Source organism: Nocardia sp. NPDC051570 (genome assembly GCF_044454005.1).
Lineage (GTDB): Bacteria > Actinomycetota > Actinomycetes > Mycobacteriales > Mycobacteriaceae > Nocardia.
This window is the reverse complement of sequence record NZ_JBITDI010000001.1, coordinates 692,496-711,175: the sequence shown is the minus strand read 5'-3', so window position 1 is coordinate 711,175 and position 18,680 is coordinate 692,496. Positions and strand designations below refer to the sequence as shown.

Here is an 18,680-nt window from a genome sequence, read left to right as displayed (position 1 = left end):
TTCCTTCTCACCCGACGCTGAACGGCTGGCCGTACAGGGTCACCTCGGCCGAACCCTGCGCATTGATCACCGTCAAGGTGGTGAACGCGCGCGCCTGGGCGTAGCCGCCGCAGCCGGAGATCTGGATGCCGCGGTCGGCGTATCCGATGCCGACCGCCCTGGCCGCAGGATCGAGCTGTTTGGTGTCCAGGGCCACCGTCGACACCCCGCCCGGAACCAGATTGATGCTGGGCGCGAGTTCGGGAGTCAGCGCACTCGGCGAGACGTACATATCGCCGCTCAGCGAGAGCCCGCCGCTCAGATCGACCTGACAGCCGACCAGATATCCGGTCACCAGCGTGCCCTTGGTGGCGTTGTCCACCTTGGCGAAGATCGTCCCCGACACACTCGCGGTGCGCGACATGCCGTTACCGGCCAGCGACGGGGCGATCACCGCCTGCTCCCCGGTCCGGGTCAGATCCACCTGCACCCCCGTGGCTGTTGTCAGCGCCTCGCGCCCATCGGGCAGCGGTGCCACGGTATCGGCCTGTGCCACGGCGGACCCGAGGGTCAGTACGGCGAGTACGCCCCCTGCCCCGGCGAGCCATCCCCCAGCTCTGGAAACCAACGTCGTCGAACCCTTCCAATATAAGCACCGGCAAAACATGACTACGTTGAGCCATGAATGTGAACGGCAGCTGTGAATCGGCGGTGTGTCGGCCGACAGCTGGAATCCGGCCGCATCGTGGTGCCGATCAGGCTATCGTGAATGACCAGTCTTCTCAACGCTTTTGGGAGGCCGACGATGAACCGGCGGGCGCTGTTACGTGGCGCGGTCGTCGCCGGCGCCTCGATGGCCGTGCCCGCGCTGGCCGGCTGCGGCGGCGACGCCGACGCGCTGACGTTCTTCTTCCAGGCCGCCCCCGACGAGGCACGGGTGCGGCTGGGGATCATCGAGGCGTTCGGCCGCCTGCATCCGGATATCAAGATCGAAGTCCAGATGTCGGGCCCGGATCCGAATCAGCAGATCATGACCTACTGCGCCGGCGGCAAATGCCCCGATGTGCTGATGCAGTGGGAGTCGTATTCGCGCTTCGCCGAACTGGGCGTGCTGCAGGATCTGAATGTCATGCTCGACAAGGAGCCCGCCTACGCGAACCAGTTGCGCGGCGACGGGGAACCGGCCCTCTACGAGCTGTTCCACTACCAGGGTGGACAGTACGCCCTGCCCGAGCAGTGGGCGGGAATCTTCCTGTACTACAACAAGACACTGTTCGAGCGGGCCGGTGTCGCGCCACCACCGGCGCGCTGGGAGGACGCGTGGACCTTCGGCGAATTCCTCGCGGCGGCACAGGCATTGACCGAGCGGGACAGCTCGGGAAAGACCACCCAGTGGGGATTCGTCGACGCCTGGCCGGTGCCGCGGTATTCGGCGGCGATCTTCGGAATGAACAACGGCGGCCAGTGGTTCACCCCGCCGATCGATCCGAAGCGGACGAATATCGACGGCGACGAGTTCATCGAGGGATTCCAGTTCTACGCGGATCTGTCGGTGCGCCACAAGGTTTCGCCGCGGTCCAACGACTCCGAGGCGCTGCCGTCGATCGAGCTGTTCTCCCAGGGCAAGGCCGCGATGGTACTGACCGGGCACTGGCAGTATACCGCGATGCTGTCGATTCCCGATCTGGATTTCGATATCACCGTGTTGCCGGTCGGCCCGCGCGGTCACGGTGCGAAATCCGATATCGGCACGACCGGCCTGGGCATCGCGGCGTCCAGCCCGAGGAAGGAATTGGCCTGGGAGTTCGTGAAGTTCGCGACCGGTCCAGTCGGACAGCAGGCCGTCGCGGCCTCGGGCCTGTTCGTCCCGGTCCTGAAATCCGTGCTGAATTCCCCCGACTTCGCGAAGTCCCACAGCCGGATTCGCAATCTCGAGGTACTGACCGGCGGGCCCCGCAATTCCAACTACATCCCCGTGACACCGACCTGGGCCCGGGTCGACGACGCCTATCATCGCGCATGCGACCGGGTGCTGCGCGGCGCGGCGCCGGCCGGCTACTTCAAGGGTGAGGTGACCGATCGGATCAATGCTCTGCTCGGGGGGTCGGTATGAACGCGCCTCGGCGGGAGTCCGCGCTGACCCGCAAGAGGGCGGCGGCGAGCCGGATGTTCATCGTGCCGAATCTGCTCGCGGTGCTGGTATTCATGCTGATTCCGCTGGCCTTCTCGTTGTATCTGAGCTTTCACCAGTGGGATCTGTTCCACAGTCCGACCTTCGTGGGAGCGGCGAACTACCGCAAGCTGTTCACCGGTGATCCGTTGTTCTCTGTGGCACTGCTCAATACGGTGATCTTCACGATCGCCACCCTGGTGCCGACGGTGGTCATCGCTCTCGCGGTTGCCGCCGCCCTGAATGCGAAGGTCAAGGGGATCGGCTTCTTCCGCAGCGTCATGTTCCTTCCGCTGGTCTCCTCGGTCGCGGCGATGGCGGTGGTGTGGCATTACATGCTCGATGCCGATACCGGCGTCTTCAATACCGTGCTGGGCTGGTTCGGTATCGGGCCGGTGCCGTGGCTGATCGATCCGCATTGGGCGCTCGCCTCGCTGTGCATGGTCAGCGTCTGGAAGAGCGTGCCGTTCGCCACCGTGGTCCTGCTGGCCGCGATGCAGGGCGTACCGGAGGAATTGCTCGAGGCGGCGCGGATCGATGGCGCGGGCGGTTTCCGGCGATTCACCTCGATCACGGTGCCGCTGATCAAACCCGCGCTGGGCTTCGTTCTCGTCATCTCGATCATCAATTCCTTCCAGGCCTTCGATCAGGCCTATGTGCTCACCGGTGGGCCGCCGGGCGGCGCGGGTGGACCGGAATCGGGCACCTACATCTTCGGCATCATGCTGTTCCAGAACGCATTCCAATTCGACGATCTCGGCTATGCGTCGGCCCTGGCATGGGTGTTGTTCGCGATTCTGCTGCTGCTCACCTATCTGCAGTTGCGGATGGGGCGCAGGGGGGAACAATGACCGCGCGCCTGTCCGCGCGCACGCGGCGGGCGATCACCCGGCGCGGTATGCGCGGACTGTTGATCTACGTCGTGCTGGTGGTCATGGCGTGGTGTGCGCTGTTCCCGCTGCTGTGGGCCTTGTCCGGATCGCTGAAAAGGCAAGGGCAACTGAACAATGCGCTCGTGCCCGCCCATCCGCAATGGTCGAACTATCGGTTGGTCTTCGACTATGTGCCGTTCGGGAGGATGTTCCTCAACACCGTCCTCTACGCCGGATGCGTCACCGCCGGGCAGGTATTCTTCTGCTCCCTGGCCGGATACGCGTTCGCGCGCTTGCCGTTCAAGGGTCGCGACACCCTGTTTCTCGCCTATCTCGGCACGTTGATGGTGCCCCTGACGGTCACCGTGATTCCGCAGTTCATCCTCATGCGAACCTTCGGCTGGGTGGACAGCCCGCTGGCGATGATCGTGCCCGGCTTGTTCGGCAGCGCCTTCGGCACCTATCTGATGCGGCAGTTCTTCCTCACGCTGCCGGTCGAATTGGAGGAGGCGGCCATTCTCGACGGCTGCTCGGTGTGGCAAACCTATTGGCGCGTGGTGCTTCCGCATGCCCGCCCGGCCGTCGTGGTGCTCGCTGTCCTCACGTGGGTGACGGTGTGGAACGATTTCCTGTGGCCGCTGGTGATGATCCAGCGCGCCAGCATCTCCACCCTCAATCTCGGCCTGGTGTGGATGCAGGGTCAGTACACCTCGCAGTGGCCGGTGCTCATGGCCGCGTCGATCCTCATGCTGGCGCCGATGGTGCTCGTCTACGCCTTCGCGCAGAAGGCCTTCGTCCGCGGGATCGCCACCGCCGGACTCGCGGGGCGCTGACCCTAGACCGACAAGTCGCTCCATTGGGTCGCGGTATAGGGCCGGTGGCCCGGGACGCCGTTCCACGCGCTGATGATCAGCGTCATGGTGCTGGTGGACGGGCTGCCGGGATGGATGTAACCGCCGTACAGATCGGTCAGCTGCGGCACGAACCAGTGCGACGGCGGCCACATTTGGTTACCCACCACCTGTCGCCGCGGAGCCGACCACACCGCATCGGGGCGCGGGGCCGTGCGCGTGCGGATGCTGGAATCCGATACGTCGAAGTAGCTCATGACATAGGTGTCCGCGATGCGCTTGACCGAGAACTCACCGATGTTGTTGCCCGGACCGAAGATCGAGGAGGGCGCGGCCGCACCGGCGGACGCCCACTGCCACGCACCGCCGGTGAACGTCCAGTTCTCCCGGGTCTGCATGCGGCCGTTGAAGAAGTCGACGGGGTCGTAGCGGAACAGCTGAATTCGCCCGGCGTCGGCGGTGTAGAAGTGGCTGCCGTTCCAGGCCTTGGCGAAGACGTAGAGCTTCCCGTCCGGATCGACCCCGGCGAACGACCACATCATGTCCAGGCTGCCGTTGTTGCCCTGCGCGCTGCCGGGCCAGTGATAATCGAAGTCCTGCCAGGTCGAACCGCCGTCGTCGGAATAGGCCACCCCCGCCATCAGTGAGCCGTCGGTGGCGCTGCCCGGCGGGGTCACCCACTTGTTGACCGAGGTGTACTGGATGAACATCCGGCTCTGCCCGCCGACGGTCAGCGTGATCGCATCATTGGGAATTCGACTGACCTCATAGCCGAAACCGTTGTCCGCCTTGTGGAGATAGGTGAACAGCTGAGCGCATGTCGGTTGCGGCTGTGACCCCGTGAAGCCGATCGGTGTGGCGCCGGAGCCGTCGAAGGTCTGCTGGGACACCATGACCGGACTCCCGATGTACACACCGGTGGCCTCCTGTCCCACGAAGCAGTCCCCGAATACATACCCCCAGGTGCCGTCGGGTTGCTGGAAGGGGATGCACAAGTCCCCCGAACCGAGTCCGAACCCGCTCGCCGAATCGCCCGTGTTGTCACACAGATAGATTCCGTTCTGTGCCATGCACCACAGTATGCGCCACAATCACTTTCGATTCTCGGCTCCGGCCATCGCCCGGCTACGGCGCAGGTCCGCGGCGATCGCGTCGGCGGCGGCCCGCACGGCGGGGACCAGCCGGTCGTGCACCTCGGTCATCGAATAGCGGGCGGCGGGTGTCGAAATGTTCACGGCCGCAAGGACGGAACCACCGGCGTCCAGGATCGGGGCCGCCATCGATCGCAGGCCCAGCTCCAACTCCTGATCGACCACGCAGAAGCCGTCGCGCCGCACGCGGTCGAGTTCGGCGCGCAGGGCATCGGGGGTGTGGATGGTGCGATCGGTCATCTGGGTGAACCGCGCCCGGCGCAGATAGTCGTCGAGTTCGTCGCCGGGCAATCCGGCGAGCAGCACACGGCCCATCGAGGTGGCGTGGGCGGGAAACCGCGTGCCGATACTGATGGAAACCGTCATGATTCGGCTCACGGCGACGCGGGCGATGTAGACGATATCGTCACCGTCGAGGACCGAGACCGAGGAGGATTCGGATACCTGCTGCGACAACAGTTCCAGATGCGGCGTGGCCACTTCGGGCAGCGAGATACTGGACAGATAGCTGTATCCCAATTCCAGCACCTGCGGACTGAGCCAGAACAGCGAGCCGTCGGTGCGGACGTAACCGAGTTCGACCAGGGTCAGCAGGAATCGGCGCGCGGTGGCCCGGGTCAGATCCGTGCGCCGGGCGACATCGCTGAGCGTTTGCCGGCGATTGTCCGCATCGAAGGCCTTGATGACCGCGAGCCCGCGGGCCAGGGATTGGACATAGTCGGACGACGACGGCTCGGTCATGATCACACAGCGTAATGGCAGCGTCAGCGGTGTCCGAGCGACCTGTCCAGGAAATCGAAGAAGGCCTTCTTGATGGCGCGGGGATCGGCGAGGCCGAGGAATTCGTGATCGGTGTCGCCGTAGCCGTGGAATTCGGTCGGCACCCCGGCCCGGTTCAGGGCATCGCGCAATTCGACGCTCTGACCGAACGGCACGATATGGTCCAGGGCGCCGTGCTGGATGAGAAACGGTGGATCGTCGCGGTCGATATAGGCGATCGGACTCGCGGCGCGAGCCCGTTCCGGGCAGGTCGACGGCGCGCATCCGAGGTACTGCTGTTCCGGGGAACCCGCATCGTGAGGCAGGCCGAGGGTGGTTTGGGCCTGCATCGTCGAGATGTCGGAGGGTCCGAACCAGTCGGCGACCGCCTGCACCCGGCTCGACATCGCCGGATTGCCGTCCTCGCCTTCGAGTTCCGCGACGCCGCCGGTCGTGCCCAGCATGCTGGCGAAGTATCCGCCCGCCGAATCACCCCATGCGGCAAACCTGTTCGGATCGATTCGATACCGGTCCGCATTCGCGCGCAGCCATCGCACCGCCGCCTTGACGGTGAACAGTGGTGCGGGCCAAGGATGTTCGGGAGCCAAGGCGTAGTCCACGGTGGCGACCGCATAGCCGCGATCGGTCAGCTCCCGCGCGGTGCCGTCTATCGTCCCCCAGGGCAACGGCATTCCGCCGTTGGTCCGATCGCCGATGACGAAGCCGCCGCCATGGAGATAGATCACCAGCGGCCGTGGCGCGGAACCGGCCGGGAGATACAGGTCGAGTTCCAGGGGAGACCGGTCCGCCGCGGTATAGACCAGCCCGCGGTGCACCTCGGCCGCGGATGACGGCCGCGCGGCGGCGGTCGGGGTATTCGCGCCGAGGCCGACGACGCAGATCAGGGCAGTGATCGCACCGGCTACCCGGACGGCGGCCGCGGCCCGGGAGCCGCCGTATCGGGAAGTGATCATGTGACCCTCGATGTGGAGATGTTCGATATACGAACACACGTTCAGAATTGCGCATCATTGTGTGGTTCGCCATAGTGGGATGTCAACCAGTGTGCAGAGGTGACGATGGCCGGGAATGTATCGAAACCCGGGGCGAGCGTGGCGTCGAGAGTGCTCGCACTGCTGGGCGCCTTCGACACCGAACATCGGCGCCTCACCCTCAGCGCCCTGTCGCGTCGCGCCGGGCTACCGGTGGCGACGACCTATCGACTGGTCGGGGAGTTGGTCGCCTGGGGAGCGCTGACCCGCCGCGCCGACGGCGACTACGAGATCGGCCAGCGGATGTGGGATCTCGGCCTGCTCGCCCCGGTCCAATCCGATCTGCGGCTCGTGGCCTCGCCGTTCCTGCACGATATCTACGGGGCGACCCTGGCCACCGTGCACCTCGCCGTCCGCGACGGCACGAAGGCGCTCTACCTCGATCGGCTGTCCGGACATGCGTCCGTGCCGATCCTCAGCCAGATCGGCACTCGATTGCCCTTGCACGCCACGGGCGTCGGCAAGGTGTTGCTCGCCTACGCCCCCGAGGAGATCAGGGCGGAGGTCCTGGCGAACCTGACCCGCATCACCCCGTACACCATCACGCAGCCGGGCCGGCTCGCCGACGAGCTGCGCCGGATCGACAAGGACGGCTATGCGCAGGCCATCGAGGAGATGAGCCTGGGCGCCTGTACGGTCGCCGTCCCGATCCGGGTCGCCGATGCGGGCGTCATCGCGGCGCTGGGCATCGTCGTCCCGAGCCTGAAGCGGGACCGTCCGCGGCTGGTGGCGGCGCTGCAGGTGGCGGCCGCCGGGATCGCGCGTTGCCTGGATCGTTGAGGGTTTCCACTCAGTGGAAGCTTGTGATGGCGGATGGGTCCACACCCGGTTTATCTGGTTCTATGCGTACCGAGGTCGCCATCGTCGGCGCCGGCCCCGCCGGTCTACTGCTGGCGCATCTGCTCGCCCAGGACGGTATCGAGTCGGTGCTGATCGAGGCGCGCACACCGGATTACGTCCTGGGCCGGCTGCGGGCGGGCGTACTCGAATCCTCGACGGTGGACGTGCTGACCCGGGCCGGCGTCGGCGAGCGTCTGCACCGAGAAGGTATGGAGCACAGCGGGATATATCTGCAATGGCCGGGGCGGCGGCATCATCTCGACTTCGTCGAGCTGATCGGCGAATCGGTGACCGTCTACGGACAGACCGAGCTGACCCGCGACCTGATGGATGCGCGGCAGCGGGCCGGGCAGCGATCGTATTACGAGGCAGCAGATGTCGTCCTGCACGATATCGACTCCGAGGCGCCCTCGGCCGCGTTCACCGACGCCACGGGTGTCCGGCGGACCGTGCACGCGGCGGCGATCGCGGGCTGCGACGGTTTCCACGGCGTGAGCAGGACATCGATTCCGGCCGCGCGACAACGTATTTGGGAGCGCACATATCCGTATGCCTGGCTGGGCGTGCTCGCGGCGGTGCCACCGTCGACCGATGAGCTGATCTATGCCTGGCATCCTGAGGGTTTCGCCTTGCATTCGATGCGTTCGGAATCGACGAGCAGGCTGTATCTACAGGTCGATGCGGCCGAGGATCTCGCCGACTGGCCGGACGAGCGGATCTGGGACGCGTTGGCGCTGCGGCTCGGTCACGGACAGGACGGCTGGGAGCTGGAGCGCGGGGACCTCACCGGGAAGGCGGTGCTGCCGATGCGCAGCTTCGTCTCCGCGCCGATGCGGTACGGCCGGTTGTTCCTGGCGGGGGACGCCGCGCATATCGTTCCGCCCACGGGGGCAAAGGGTTTGAATCTGGCCGTCGCGGATGTGACGCTGCTGTCGCGGGCATTGCGCGCGCTGGTGCGGGAGGGCTCGACCCGACTGGCGGACGACTACTCCGAGAGCGCGCTGCGCCGAGTCTGGCGCTGCACCCATTTCTCCTGGTGGATGACCAGCATGCTGCACACCTCGCGCGACGAGTTCGACTCCCGGCTGCAGCTGTCGCAACTGGAATGGGTCGCCTCGTCCACCGCGGCGGCGACCGGTCTCGCCGAGAACTACGCGGGATTGCCGATCGAGTTCCAAGGAGCACCGTCGTGAACGCCGAACAACCCCTGTCCTCACAGGCCGATATCGACGCCGAGATGACCTCGATCCACCTGTTGCACAGGCGATCCCGCGACTGCGCGCCCCGCCTGGATTTCGCCCCGTACCGCAGCTCCCTGCTGCGGCATCCCACCAAATCCCCGCAGCATGCCGACCCCGAGGGTGTGGAACTGTGGTCGCCGGTGTTCGGCGAGCGCGATGTCGATCCGCTCGAGGCCGATCTGACCGCGCAGCACGGCGGTGAGCCGGTGGGGGAGCGGATGATCGTCACCGGGCGCGTCCTGGACGGCGAGGGCCGCCCGGTGCGCGGGCAGCTGGTGGAGATCTGGCAGGCCAACGCGGCGGGCCGATACATCCACAAACGCGATCGGCATCCCGCGCCGATCGACCCGAACTTCACCGGGGTGGGCCGATGCCTCACCGACGCCGCGGGGACCTACCGGTTCACCACCATCAAGCCCGGACCCTATCCGTGGCGCAATCACCACAACGCCTGGCGCCCGGCGCATATCCACTTCTCCCTGTTCGGCCGCGAATTCACCCAGCGGGTGGTGACGCAGATGTACTTCCCGGGCGATCCGCTGTCCGACCTCGACCCGATCTTCCGCTCGATCGTGGATCCCGTTGCGCGCGGGCGGCTGATCGCCAGCTACGACCACGCCGTCACCCGGCACGAATGGTGCACCGGCTATCGGTGGGACATCGTGCTGACCGGCAGCCATCGCACCTGGACCGAACCCGAGGAGGGGCAGTGAGCGCCCGCACGCGACCCCCGACCCCGGGGCAGACGGTCGGCCCGTTCTTCGGGTACGCCCTGCCCTACGAGGGCGGACATCGCCTGATCTCGCCGTGGCATCCGTCGGCGATTCGCTTGCACGGCACCGTATTCGACGGGAACGGCGATCCCGTTCCCGATGCGCTGGTGGAGATCAGGCAGGCCGATACGACGGGTGCGGTGCCGACCGTGCCGGGATCGCTGCGCCGCGACGGATCGACATTCACCGGTTGGGGTCGCGCCGCGGTCGACGAGGCCGGTCACTACGAATTCGCCACCGTGACACCGGGTCCGGTCGCGGATTCGGCGCCGTTCATCGGCATGGTCATCTTCGCGCGCGGACTGCTCGACCGGCTGTTCACGCGGATCTATCTGCCCGCCACGGCGAATCCGCTCGCCGATCCGCTCCTGGCATCGCTGCCGCCCGAGCGGCGGCGCACGCTGATCGCCGACCGCGACGGTGACCGGTCACTGCGATTCGACGTGCGTCTGCAGGGCGCGGAGGAAACCGTCTTCCTCGATTTCACCCCGCGCCACCGGGGATCCGAGGCGCGGCCATGACCGCCGACCCGTTCTGGCCGGGCCGTCATCGCGCGGGGGAGACCTTCGACGCCGCGGCCCTGGTGCGCGCCATGACCGCCGTCGAGGCGGCCTGGTCGGCGGAAATGCGGGCGCGGGGCCTGGCCCCGGCCGCGGATATCGAATCCTTCGCACCCACCCCGGCCGAGATCGACGAGATCGCCCGGGAATCCGAACTGGGCGGCAATCCGGTGATCCCGTTCGTGCATCGGCTGCGCGCACATGTCCACCGTGAATCACCCGCCGCCGCCGACCATATCCACCGGGGCCTGACGAGTCAGGATGTGCTCGACTCGGCGCTGATGCTGTTGGCGCACAATGCGACCGGCACCGTCCTGGCCGAGATGGACCGGCAGCTGCGGACATTGACGGATCTGACGCGCACGCACCGCGACACCCTCATGACGGCCCGCACCCTTGGCCAGCCCGCCGCGCCCACGACCTTCGGCCTGCGCGCGCTCGGCTGGCGCGACGACGTCGCCTCCGCCGCCACCCGGATCCGGGCCTGGCGCGCCTGCGCCCCCGCCCAATTCGGCGGCGCCGTCGGCAATCTCGCGGTCCTCACCGATCGGCTGGGTGGGCCGGACTCCGCGCTCGACGTCACCGACAGCGTCGCGCTGCGGCTGGGACTGCGCCCGGCGCAACCCTGGCATACCGCGCGCGGACCGGTCACCGGACTCGGCGACGCGCTGGTCACCGCCTGCGACGCCTGGGGCCATATCGGCAATGACATCGTCGGCATGACACGGTCCGAACTGGGCGAGCTGAGCGAACCGGCCGCCCCCGGGCGCGGCGGCTCCTCGGCGATGCCGCATAAACGCAATCCGGTGTTATCGATCCTGTTGCGCCGCACCGGTTCCACCGCACCGCTGCTGGGCGCGCAGCTGCACCTCGCGGCCGCCGGCAGCACCGAGGAACGTGCCGACGGCGCATGGCATACCGAATGGGCCACGCTGCGCGAGTTGACGATCCAGACCCTGGCCACCGCGAGCATCGCGACCGAACTGCTCACCGGACTGCGGGTCGACCGAGCCCGGATGCGGTCGAATCTCGATGCCGCACTGGGGTACCGGCTGGGCGGACGTGATCCGGAGTCCGGCCTCGGCGCCACCCGAACCATGATCGACCGCGCGCTGCGCGACGAAGAAGGCGAGTAGATGTCTGTTCCATTCACGTTGTCCATCAGCCGCTTTCGTGCGCCCGAGCCCGAGCTGCCCCTGCTGGTGCTCGGCCCCTCGCTCGGCACCACGCACGCGGTCTGGGAGGACATCGCCCCGGCGCTGGCGCACAAGTTCGATGTGATCGCCTTCGATCTGCCCGGCCACGGCCGCAGCGCTCGCGCCGACACGGCATTCGACCTCGCCGCGCTCGGTCGCGCGGTCCTCGCGGCCGTCGATTACGAGCAGGCGCTGCGCAGCGATCCCGGCACTCGATTCGCTTATGCCGGAGTCTCCTTGGGCGGCGCGATCGGTCTGCAACTGCTGCTGGACTGTCCGGCCCGGATATCGCGGGCCGCGGTGGTGTGCGGCGCGGCGAAGTTCAGCGAGCCCGAGATGTGGCATGCGCGGGCCCGGCTCGTGCGGTCCGGCGGAACCGCCGCCGTGGTGGAGACGGCGCGGGACCTGTGGTTCGCCTCCGGATTCACCGACCTGCAGCCGGATATCGCCGGGCGACTGCTGGATTCGCTGCGCGGCGTCGACGCCGAGAGCTATGCGCTCTGCTGTGAGGCGCTCGCCGCCTTCGACGTCCGCGACCAGCTTTCCCGGATCCGAACGCCCACCCTGGTCGTCTCGGGCGGCGCGGATGTCGCGACCCCGGCCGCGCAGGGGGCCGAGATCGCCCTGGGTGTTGCCCGCGGGCGACGGGTGGTGCTCGATCATGTCGCCCACCTCGCGCCGATCGAATCCCCGCAGCGGGTGCTGGCGGAGCTGCTCACCTTCTTCACCCGTGACGCGGTCACCCTCGAAAGCCTCTACGACAGCGGGATGGCGGTCCGTCGCGAGGTGCTCGGCGATGCGCACGTGGATCGCGCGGTCGACGAAATCGACGACACCACAAGGGATTTCCAGGAGCTGATCACCCGCTACGCATGGGGCACCATCTGGACCCGCCCCGGTCTGGACCGGCACATCCGGTCGGTCGTGACGATCACCGCCCTGGTCGCGCACGGCCACTGGGAGGAACTGGATATGCATCTGCGCGCGGCCGTGCGCAACGGCCTGAGCCGCGACGAGATCGTCGAGGTGCTCCTGCAGACCGCGATCTACTGTTCGGTGCCCGCCGCGAACTCGGCCTTCCGCGTGGCGCAGCGGGTCTTCAAATCCCTCGACGAGACCTCATGAGGTTGCCTCCAGGACGACCGCGAGGCCCTGGCCGACACCGATACACAGCGCGGCCGGCCCCCAGCGACTGCCGCCGCGCCGCATCTCGTGGGCGAGCTGGGTGGCGTCGGTCATGATGCCGCCCGCAAGGCGCGCAGCGCCGACAACTCGTCGGCCGAGGGCGGTTCGGTGACCGTCACCTCCGCGGCGACCCGCAGATTCCAGCCGGTGGCCGCGCGCACCTGTTCGGTGTCGACCCCGGGATGCGTTGCGACAAGGATCAATTCGCTGCTCGCATCGGGCCGCATGACACCGAGATCGGTGATGACCAGTGTCGGTCCCGCCCCCGGCAGGCCCAGTGCGGCCCGTTCGCCGTGGCCGCGCCCGTGGCCGAACGAGGTGACGAAATCGACCTGTTCGACGAACGAGCGCCGCGATTGGCGAACCACGACGAATACCTCGCGACAGGATGCGGCGATCTCCGGCGCGCCGCCCGCTCCGGGCAGCCGGACCTTCGGATGGGCGTACTCGCCGATGGCGGTGGTGTTGATATTGCCGTATCGGTCGAGCTGGGCGGCGCCGAGAAAGCCGATATCGATACGACCCGGCTGCAGCCAGTAGTTGAACACCTCCGGCACGCTGATCACCGCGTCGGCGGTCTCGGCCAGAATGCCGTCGCCGATCGAGGCGGGCAGCCGGGTCGGCTTGGAACCCAATGTCCCCGACTCGTAGACGAGGACCAGGCCGGGTGCGTGGGTGGTGCGCGCCAGATTCGCCGCGGTGGACGGCAATCCGATCCCGACGAAACAGCGCTGGTCGCCGCGCAGCGCCCGCGCGGCGGCGACGGTCATCATCTCGTCCGAGCTGTACGTCGAATCCGGTGCGGTGGTGGATGTTTCGTTCACGGTCACGCATCGCTCCCGATCGTCGGGGCGTCCGCGAATACGTGTTCGCGCAGCCAGTGGTCGAAGGTGTCGCGGTCGCGCCCGATGACGTCCCAGGCGGCGTAGTAGGCGTTGTCGCGTTCGGAATAGCCCTGTGCGTAGGAGGGATGCGCGCCGCCGGGAACCTCGGCGACGGCGGTCACTGCCCACGCGGGCAATACGATCGCGCCCGGAACCGGGGTGAGCGTCTCGACGATCTCCTCCACGGTGACCAGGCTGCGCCGCGCGGCCAGTACGGCCTCCTTCTGGACCCCGAGCAGCCCCCACAGCTGCACGTTCCCGTTCCGGTCGGCGCGCTGGGCGTGGATGACGGTGACATCCGGATTGATCGCGGGCACCGCGGTGAGCCGTTCCCCGGTGAACGGGCACACGATCGGCTTGATCGTGTCGGTCACCGTCGGCAGATCGGTGCCGACATAGCCGCGCAACACCGCGAACGGCAGCCCCGACGCGCCCGCGACATAGCGATTCGCCATGCCCGCGTGGCTGTGTTCCTCTATCTCGAGCGCGGTCGGCCACGAATTCTGCACGGCGTCGCGGAATCGGTGCAGCGATCCGACGCCCGGATTACCACCCCAGGAGAAGATCAGTTTGCGCGCACATCCGGCCCCGATCAGCTGGTCGTAGACGATATCGGGTGTCATCCGCACCAGCGTCAGATCGCGCTTGCGCTGCCGGATGATCTCCTGCCCCGCGGCGACCGGAATCAGATGGGTGAACCCCTCGAGGGCGATCGTGTCGCCGTCGTGGACGAGTTCGGCGATCGCCTGCGCCAAGGACGAAATCCTGGCCACACTCTCTCCTTGTTCGCATAATGAACACTTGTACTCATTATGAACACGCGCGTCGAGTGGGTCAAGGAACCGCCGAATGCGGCTAGGATTGCCGACCGGTAGCTCCGGTTCCTCGATTCGTGCGCGATGGGAGAATCATGGCTGTGGGTATTCGGTTCGGCGTCCTCGTCCTACTGGGTGCGGGAGCCCTCCTCGCGAGCGGTTGTCATTCCGGGAATTCCGACAAGGCGTCCGCCGATCATCTCGCGATCACCGTCTCCGATTCCGCGGTCCCGGGCTACGACGGACATCTCGACCTGACCTGTCACGCCGCCGCGGGCACTCATCCGGATCCGAAGGGCGCGTGTGATCGCCTGGACCACCTGGTGGCGTCGGGTAAGGAACTGTTCGCCCCGGTCCCGCCCGGCACGGTGTGCACTCAGCAGTACGGCGGTCCGGCGACCGCCCGCATCGTCGGCACCTGGTCCGGTCGCGCCGTCGACGCGGCCTTCACACGTACCGATGGCTGCGAGATGAGTCGCTGGGACGAACTCGTTCCACTCCTGCCCCCGATAGCGTCCGCGCACTGACCGGGGCCAGCTCCTGCTCGATATCGCGCCACGGAAACGGCGTCTGTTTGCTCTCGGTGAGCAGGCTGCGATGGAAGTCGTTGAGTAGTACCGCGGGCCGCACATGCTGGTCGATGAGCGCGGCGAGTTCGGGCGGAATATCGCCGGGGCGCCGCCCCGCGATCCAATCGCGCAGGAACACTTCGTATTCCGCTTGGTCGCGCACTCTCGCGAACAGATAGTGTCCGAGCAGATGGGTTGCGGTATAGCAATAGTCGTAGACGCGGTGATCGGCGAGGAATTCGGATTCCTGTGCGGAAAGGTCGAATCGGCGACTGAGGGCGAGACCCAAATCGGCGAAGTAGATCAGGCGGCCATCGGTCAGGACATTGGCGAAATGCGCATCGAAATGCACGAATCCGCGAGAGCTCAGGAAGGCGGTACCGCGCGCCAAAGCCTGCGCCGCCCAGGGATATACGCCGGGATCGCCGCGATGGATATCCAGCCAATCGGCGAGGGTGTGCGGCAGATGTTCGAGGAAGAGCACGAGACTGGCGCGGGACCGGCCGATGGCTTCCAGCCTGCGTCGCACGGCCGGTGAACTGTCCCAGTGCGATACCGCCCCCTCCAGGCCGCCGAATTCGTCGGCGAATCCCTCGGGCGCGGTATCGGGCAGCACCCGCCAGTGATACATGATCGGGGAGCCCGGGTAATCCCCGCCCAGCACCCAGTCCGTGGTGATGAGATGTGCGGTGAGTTCCCGCCAGGCGCTGAAACCGGCCGAGCCGAGCCCGTATTGGTAGCACATCGGCAGCCCGAAGACGTTCGCCGTCGATCGTGCGTAGCCGGGCCGTAATTCCCACTCCGTCAAGGGAACTCGCTTGACGAACACGCGTGTGCCGCCGATGTCCACCGCCGCCGATCTGCCACCGATCCCGGATCCGTGCGGCACACCCGCCCCCACGATCCCCGCGAGCTCACGGTCGCTCATCGCGGACAACCGGTCGTGCGCGGCCGTATAGCGGGCCACGCGCGCGGCATGCAGCGGATCCGGATCGTGCATCGACAACTCCTCGCCGAGCGGGGACGTGAGTGATCGGCAACCAGATCGACCTTACGCCGCAACGCCTTCGCCCAGGTTATCGCGCCGGGCGTTGGTCGATGAGAGGGGCGATCCCGTCGAGAATGCGATCGAGGCCGAAGCGCAGCGCGTGCGCGGGATCGACGGTGGCGTCGTAGGCGGTACCGGCCGCCGTCCCGACCCGGGATGCCACGGGGAATCGCGTCGGATCGATCAGCCGAGCCAGGATCGGGCCGGTGATCTGCCACCACTGCGGATCCGTGAGGCCGGACTCGGCGCTGAGTCGTGTTGTGCCGGAAGATAATCGGGCGGTGCCTTGGACGTGGGTCAGCATCAGGGTCAGGATCGAGTCCATCTCCACATCGGTGAGGCCCAGGCCGTCGAGGGGACGCAGTTCGGCCTCGTATTTGGTGATGGTGTGCGGGCCGACCGTCCTGGTGCCGACGAGGTCGAGCAGCCAGGGATGGCGGCGGTACAGATCCCAATTCCGTTGGGCGATCAGCGTCATCGCCGCACGCCAGCCGCCGGGCGCCGCGGCGGGTTCGGCGGGATCGCGGTAGAGGTCGGCCAGCACGGCGTCGTACATGAGGTCCACCAGATCGTTCTTGCCGGGGACATGGGTATACAGCGACATCGCGCCGACCCCCAGGCGCTCGGCGACCCGGCGCATGGTGACCGCGTCGAGGCCTTCCGTATCGGCGAGATCGATGCCCGCGGTGACGATCGTGCCGACCGTCAGACCCTTACGGCCCGGTTTCGGATGTAAGCCCCACAGCAGGGCGATCGTGCGTGCCGGATCGGCGTTGTTCGAGGCTGCCACGGCCGACATTCTCCCTTCCCGCTGCGCGACTCCGCTTCTTCATGTACCGTACTGCGTACGGTACATCGTACTGTTTCAGAAGGGGTGAGGGATGGATCCTGCGATCGAGACCAATGAGCTGCGTAAGACCTATCGAGGGGCCGAGGACGGCTCCGGGCTGGACGGCATCGACCTCCGAGTACCGGCGGGGACGGTCTGCGGACTGCTCGGACCCAACGGTGCGGGCAAGACCACGACCGTGCGGATCCTGTCGACACTGCTGCGTCCCGATTCGGGCAGCGCCCGTGTCGCGGGGTGCGATGTGGTCCGCGAACCGCGCCGGGTGCGGGAGCGCATCGGGCTCGTCGGTCAGCACGCCGCGGTCGATGAGGTGCTCTCGGGCAGACAGAATCTGGACATGTTCGGCCGCCTCAACGGGCTCGCGCCCCAGGCCGCCGCGCGCCGTGCGGAAAAGCTGCTCGAGCGATTCGATCTGACCGACGCCGGAAAACGGCCGGTCGGCAAGTACTCCGGCGGGATGCGGCGTCGGCTGGACCTGGCGGCGAGCCTGATCGTCTCGCCGCCGGTGCTTTTCGTCGACGAGCCGACCACGGGCCTGGATCCCGTTGCGCGCCTGCGGGTCTGGTCGGCGATCGAGGAGCTGGCCGCCGCGGGCACGACCGTGCTGCTCACGACCCAGTATCTGGAGGAGGCCGACCGGCTCGCGGATCGGATCGTGCTGCTCGCGCACGGCCGAGTCATCGCCGAGGGCAGCCCCGCCGAACTCAAGGCTCGCATCGGAACCGATCGGCTGGAGCTGGTTCTCGCCGATCCCGCCGACCTCGGGCGGGTCGAGGCCCTGGCCCGGCCGGTCAGCTGCGGTGAGATCACCACCGATGCGCAGGCCCGGGTGATCCGCATCCCGGTCGCCGACCGCGCCACCGCCGTCGTGACGATCGCCGCCGCCCTGCGCGACCGCGGTATCGCGCCGCTGGATATCAGCGTGCGCAGGCCCTCGCTCGACGAGGTCTTCATCGAACTCACCCTGCACGGAAAGGTCCCCGCATGATCGTCCACGACATCTCGACTCTCACCCGGCGAGATCTGCTGCATTGGCGCAACCGGCCGGGACCCGTGGTGGTCGGCTGGCTGTTCCCGATCCTGGTGATCCTGCTGTTCGGCGCCCTGCTCGGCGGAGCCATCCAAACCCCCGGCGGCGGCAGCTATCACGAATACCTGATGCCCGGTATGTTCGCGATGACCATGCTGTTCGGTCTCGAATCGACCATGACCGCCGTCGCCACCGACGCCGCACGAGGTGTCACCGATCGGTTCCGATCCCTGCCCATCAACGACGCCGCCGTCGTCGCCGGGCGGTGCGCCGCCGACATGCTGAACTCGGTGATCGGATTGGCGATCGTCACCGGAACCGGGCTGCTCCTCGGTTGGCGCTGGCAGTACGGACTCGCCGATGCCGTGGCCGCCGCGGCCCTGCTGTTACTGCTTCGATTCTCGCTGCTGTGGGCCGGAATCTATCTCGGGCTCGTGGCCAAGGGCCCCGAATCCGTCGTCGCCGTACAAATACTCGTATGGCCGCTGCTGTTCGTGTCCAACGCATTCATCGATCCCGCCACCATGCCCGGATGGCTCGGCATGATCGCCGACTGGAACCCGCTGTCGGCGACCGCGTCCGCGGTGCGGGAACTCTGTGGCAACCCCGGCCGGTCCGGACACTCATGGCCCGCACACCACTCGATCGCACTGTCGATGCTCTGGCCGCTACTGATGGTCACGGTATTTGTCCCGTTGTCCATGCGCCGCTTCCGTTCGCTGGGCAACTGAACCAACAAGGCCTCCCAATCGGAGCATTTACACCAAATGTCTCCGGCGGTACGCGGCCCGACCTGCGGGTATGGAGTAATCATCAGCGCGGCGGCGGGCCACGGGAGAGTGTGTGCTGCAGCAC

General features: G+C 67.2%; 20 protein-coding genes. 12 read left to right on the top strand and 8 right to left on the bottom strand.

Annotated features, from left to right (window positions below):
• Positions 1-7 precede the first annotated feature (7 nt).
• A complete protein-coding gene (locus tag ACIA76_RS03225; protein ID WP_397147802.1) occupies positions 8-607 on the bottom strand; it encodes an MspA family porin in 600 nt (199 codons plus the stop codon).
• 177 nt (positions 608-784) lie between these two features.
• On the opposite strand from ACIA76_RS03225, the gene ACIA76_RS03220 reads away from it, so the two are divergent.
• Genes ACIA76_RS03220 through ACIA76_RS03210 form a run of 3 tightly spaced genes read left to right on the top strand, consistent with a single transcriptional unit; the run spans position 785 to position 3,854 of the window.
• Positions 785-2,092 (top strand): ABC transporter substrate-binding protein, encoded by a 1,308-nt coding sequence (locus ACIA76_RS03220; RefSeq protein WP_397147800.1) that lies wholly within the window; start codon positions 785-787, stop codon positions 2,090-2,092.
• A 23-nt stretch (positions 2,093-2,115) separates the two neighbouring features.
• Positions 2,116-3,000 carry a carbohydrate ABC transporter permease gene (locus tag ACIA76_RS03215; RefSeq protein WP_397147996.1) on the top strand — a complete coding sequence of 295 codons (885 nt, stop codon included), beginning with the start codon at positions 2,116-2,118 and terminating at the stop codon, positions 2,998-3,000.
• Between the two features lie 47 nt (positions 3,001-3,047).
• Entirely contained in the window at positions 3,048-3,854 is an 807-nt protein-coding gene (locus ACIA76_RS03210) for a carbohydrate ABC transporter permease (RefSeq protein ID WP_397147994.1), read from the top strand.
• Between the two features lie 2 nt (positions 3,855-3,856).
• Here the strand turns inward: ACIA76_RS03210 and ACIA76_RS03205 are convergent, their stop codons facing one another.
• From ACIA76_RS03205 to ACIA76_RS03195, 3 genes are read right to left on the bottom strand one after another with little or no spacing between them, the layout of a single operon-like run.
• Positions 3,857-4,942 (bottom strand): DUF4185 domain-containing protein, encoded by a 1,086-nt coding sequence (locus ACIA76_RS03205; RefSeq protein WP_397147798.1) that lies wholly within the window; start codon positions 4,940-4,942, stop codon positions 3,857-3,859.
• A 21-nt stretch (positions 4,943-4,963) separates the two neighbouring features.
• Positions 4,964-5,764 (bottom strand): IclR family transcriptional regulator C-terminal domain-containing protein, encoded by an 801-nt coding sequence (locus tag ACIA76_RS03200; RefSeq protein WP_397147796.1) that lies wholly within the window; start codon positions 5,762-5,764, stop codon positions 4,964-4,966.
• Positions 5,765-5,787: 23 nt separating this feature from the next.
• Positions 5,788-6,756, bottom strand: coding sequence for an alpha/beta hydrolase fold domain-containing protein (locus ACIA76_RS03195; protein WP_397147794.1), 969 nt, complete (start codon positions 6,754-6,756; stop codon positions 5,788-5,790).
• Between the two features lie 105 nt (positions 6,757-6,861).
• Between ACIA76_RS03195 and ACIA76_RS03190 the strand changes: the two genes are divergently transcribed.
• The 6 genes from ACIA76_RS03190 (at position 6,862) to pcaC (ending at position 12,569) form a co-directional block, all read left to right on the top strand.
• Positions 6,862-7,614 (top strand): IclR family transcriptional regulator, encoded by a 753-nt coding sequence (locus ACIA76_RS03190; protein WP_397147792.1) that lies wholly within the window; start codon positions 6,862-6,864, stop codon positions 7,612-7,614.
• A gap of 62 nt (positions 7,615-7,676) precedes the next feature.
• On the top strand, positions 7,677-8,867 hold the full coding sequence (locus ACIA76_RS03185) for a 4-hydroxybenzoate 3-monooxygenase (protein ID WP_397147790.1): 1,191 nt from the start codon (positions 7,677-7,679) through the stop codon (positions 8,865-8,867).
• A gap of 44 nt (positions 8,868-8,911) precedes the next feature.
• A complete protein-coding gene (gene pcaH, locus ACIA76_RS03180) occupies positions 8,912-9,628 on the top strand; it encodes a protocatechuate 3,4-dioxygenase subunit beta (RefSeq protein ID WP_397147992.1) in 717 nt (238 codons plus the stop codon).
• The gene (gene pcaG / locus ACIA76_RS03175) at positions 9,625-10,209 is read left to right on the top strand and encodes a protocatechuate 3,4-dioxygenase subunit alpha (protein ID WP_397147788.1); all 585 of its coding nucleotides are present in this window, start codon (positions 9,625-9,627) and stop codon (positions 10,207-10,209) included. The genes pcaH and pcaG overlap by 4 nt, the downstream gene beginning before the upstream one ends.
• Positions 10,206-11,384: a lyase family protein gene (locus ACIA76_RS03170; protein WP_397147786.1), complete on the top strand. Its 1,179-nt coding sequence runs from the start codon at positions 10,206-10,208 to the stop codon at positions 11,382-11,384. Before pcaG ends, ACIA76_RS03170 begins: the two co-directional genes overlap by 4 nt.
• On the top strand, positions 11,385-12,569 hold the full coding sequence (gene pcaC, locus ACIA76_RS03165; protein ID WP_397147784.1) for a 4-carboxymuconolactone decarboxylase: 1,185 nt from the start codon (positions 11,385-11,387) through the stop codon (positions 12,567-12,569). It begins immediately after the preceding gene.
• Positions 12,570-12,679: 110 nt separating this feature from the next.
• Here the strand turns inward: pcaC and ACIA76_RS03160 are convergent, their stop codons facing one another.
• Positions 12,680-13,402 carry a CoA-transferase subunit beta gene (locus tag ACIA76_RS03160; RefSeq protein WP_397147990.1) on the bottom strand — a complete coding sequence of 241 codons (723 nt, stop codon included), beginning with the start codon at positions 13,400-13,402 and terminating at the stop codon, positions 12,680-12,682.
• 53 nt (positions 13,403-13,455) lie between these two features.
• On the bottom strand, positions 13,456-14,286 hold the full coding sequence (locus tag ACIA76_RS03155) for a CoA transferase subunit A (RefSeq protein ID WP_397147782.1): 831 nt from the start codon (positions 14,284-14,286) through the stop codon (positions 13,456-13,458).
• A 137-nt stretch (positions 14,287-14,423) separates the two neighbouring features.
• On the opposite strand from ACIA76_RS03155, the gene ACIA76_RS03150 reads away from it, so the two are divergent.
• On the top strand, positions 14,424-14,855 hold the full coding sequence (locus ACIA76_RS03150) for an SSI family serine proteinase inhibitor (protein ID WP_397147780.1): 432 nt from the start codon (positions 14,424-14,426) through the stop codon (positions 14,853-14,855).
• Here ACIA76_RS03150 and ACIA76_RS03145 read toward each other — a convergent pair.
• Both ACIA76_RS03145 and ACIA76_RS03140 read right to left on the bottom strand, forming a co-directional pair.
• Positions 14,776-15,897, bottom strand: a complete 1,122-nt coding sequence (locus ACIA76_RS03145) for a protein kinase family protein (protein WP_397147778.1) — start codon at positions 15,895-15,897, stop codon at positions 14,776-14,778. The genes ACIA76_RS03150 and ACIA76_RS03145 overlap by 80 nt on opposite strands.
• A gap of 76 nt (positions 15,898-15,973) precedes the next feature.
• A complete protein-coding gene (locus ACIA76_RS03140) occupies positions 15,974-16,744 on the bottom strand; it encodes a TetR/AcrR family transcriptional regulator (RefSeq protein WP_397147776.1) in 771 nt (256 codons plus the stop codon).
• Between the two features lie 82 nt (positions 16,745-16,826).
• On the opposite strand from ACIA76_RS03140, the gene ACIA76_RS03135 reads away from it, so the two are divergent.
• Both ACIA76_RS03135 and ACIA76_RS03130 read left to right on the top strand, forming a co-directional pair.
• Positions 16,827-17,783, top strand: a complete 957-nt coding sequence (locus ACIA76_RS03135; RefSeq protein WP_397147774.1) for an ATP-binding cassette domain-containing protein — start codon at positions 16,827-16,829, stop codon at positions 17,781-17,783.
• Positions 17,780-18,556 (top strand): ABC transporter permease, encoded by a 777-nt coding sequence (locus ACIA76_RS03130; protein ID WP_397147772.1) that lies wholly within the window; start codon positions 17,780-17,782, stop codon positions 18,554-18,556. The genes ACIA76_RS03135 and ACIA76_RS03130 overlap by 4 nt, the downstream gene beginning before the upstream one ends.
• Positions 18,557-18,680 lie beyond the last annotated feature (124 nt).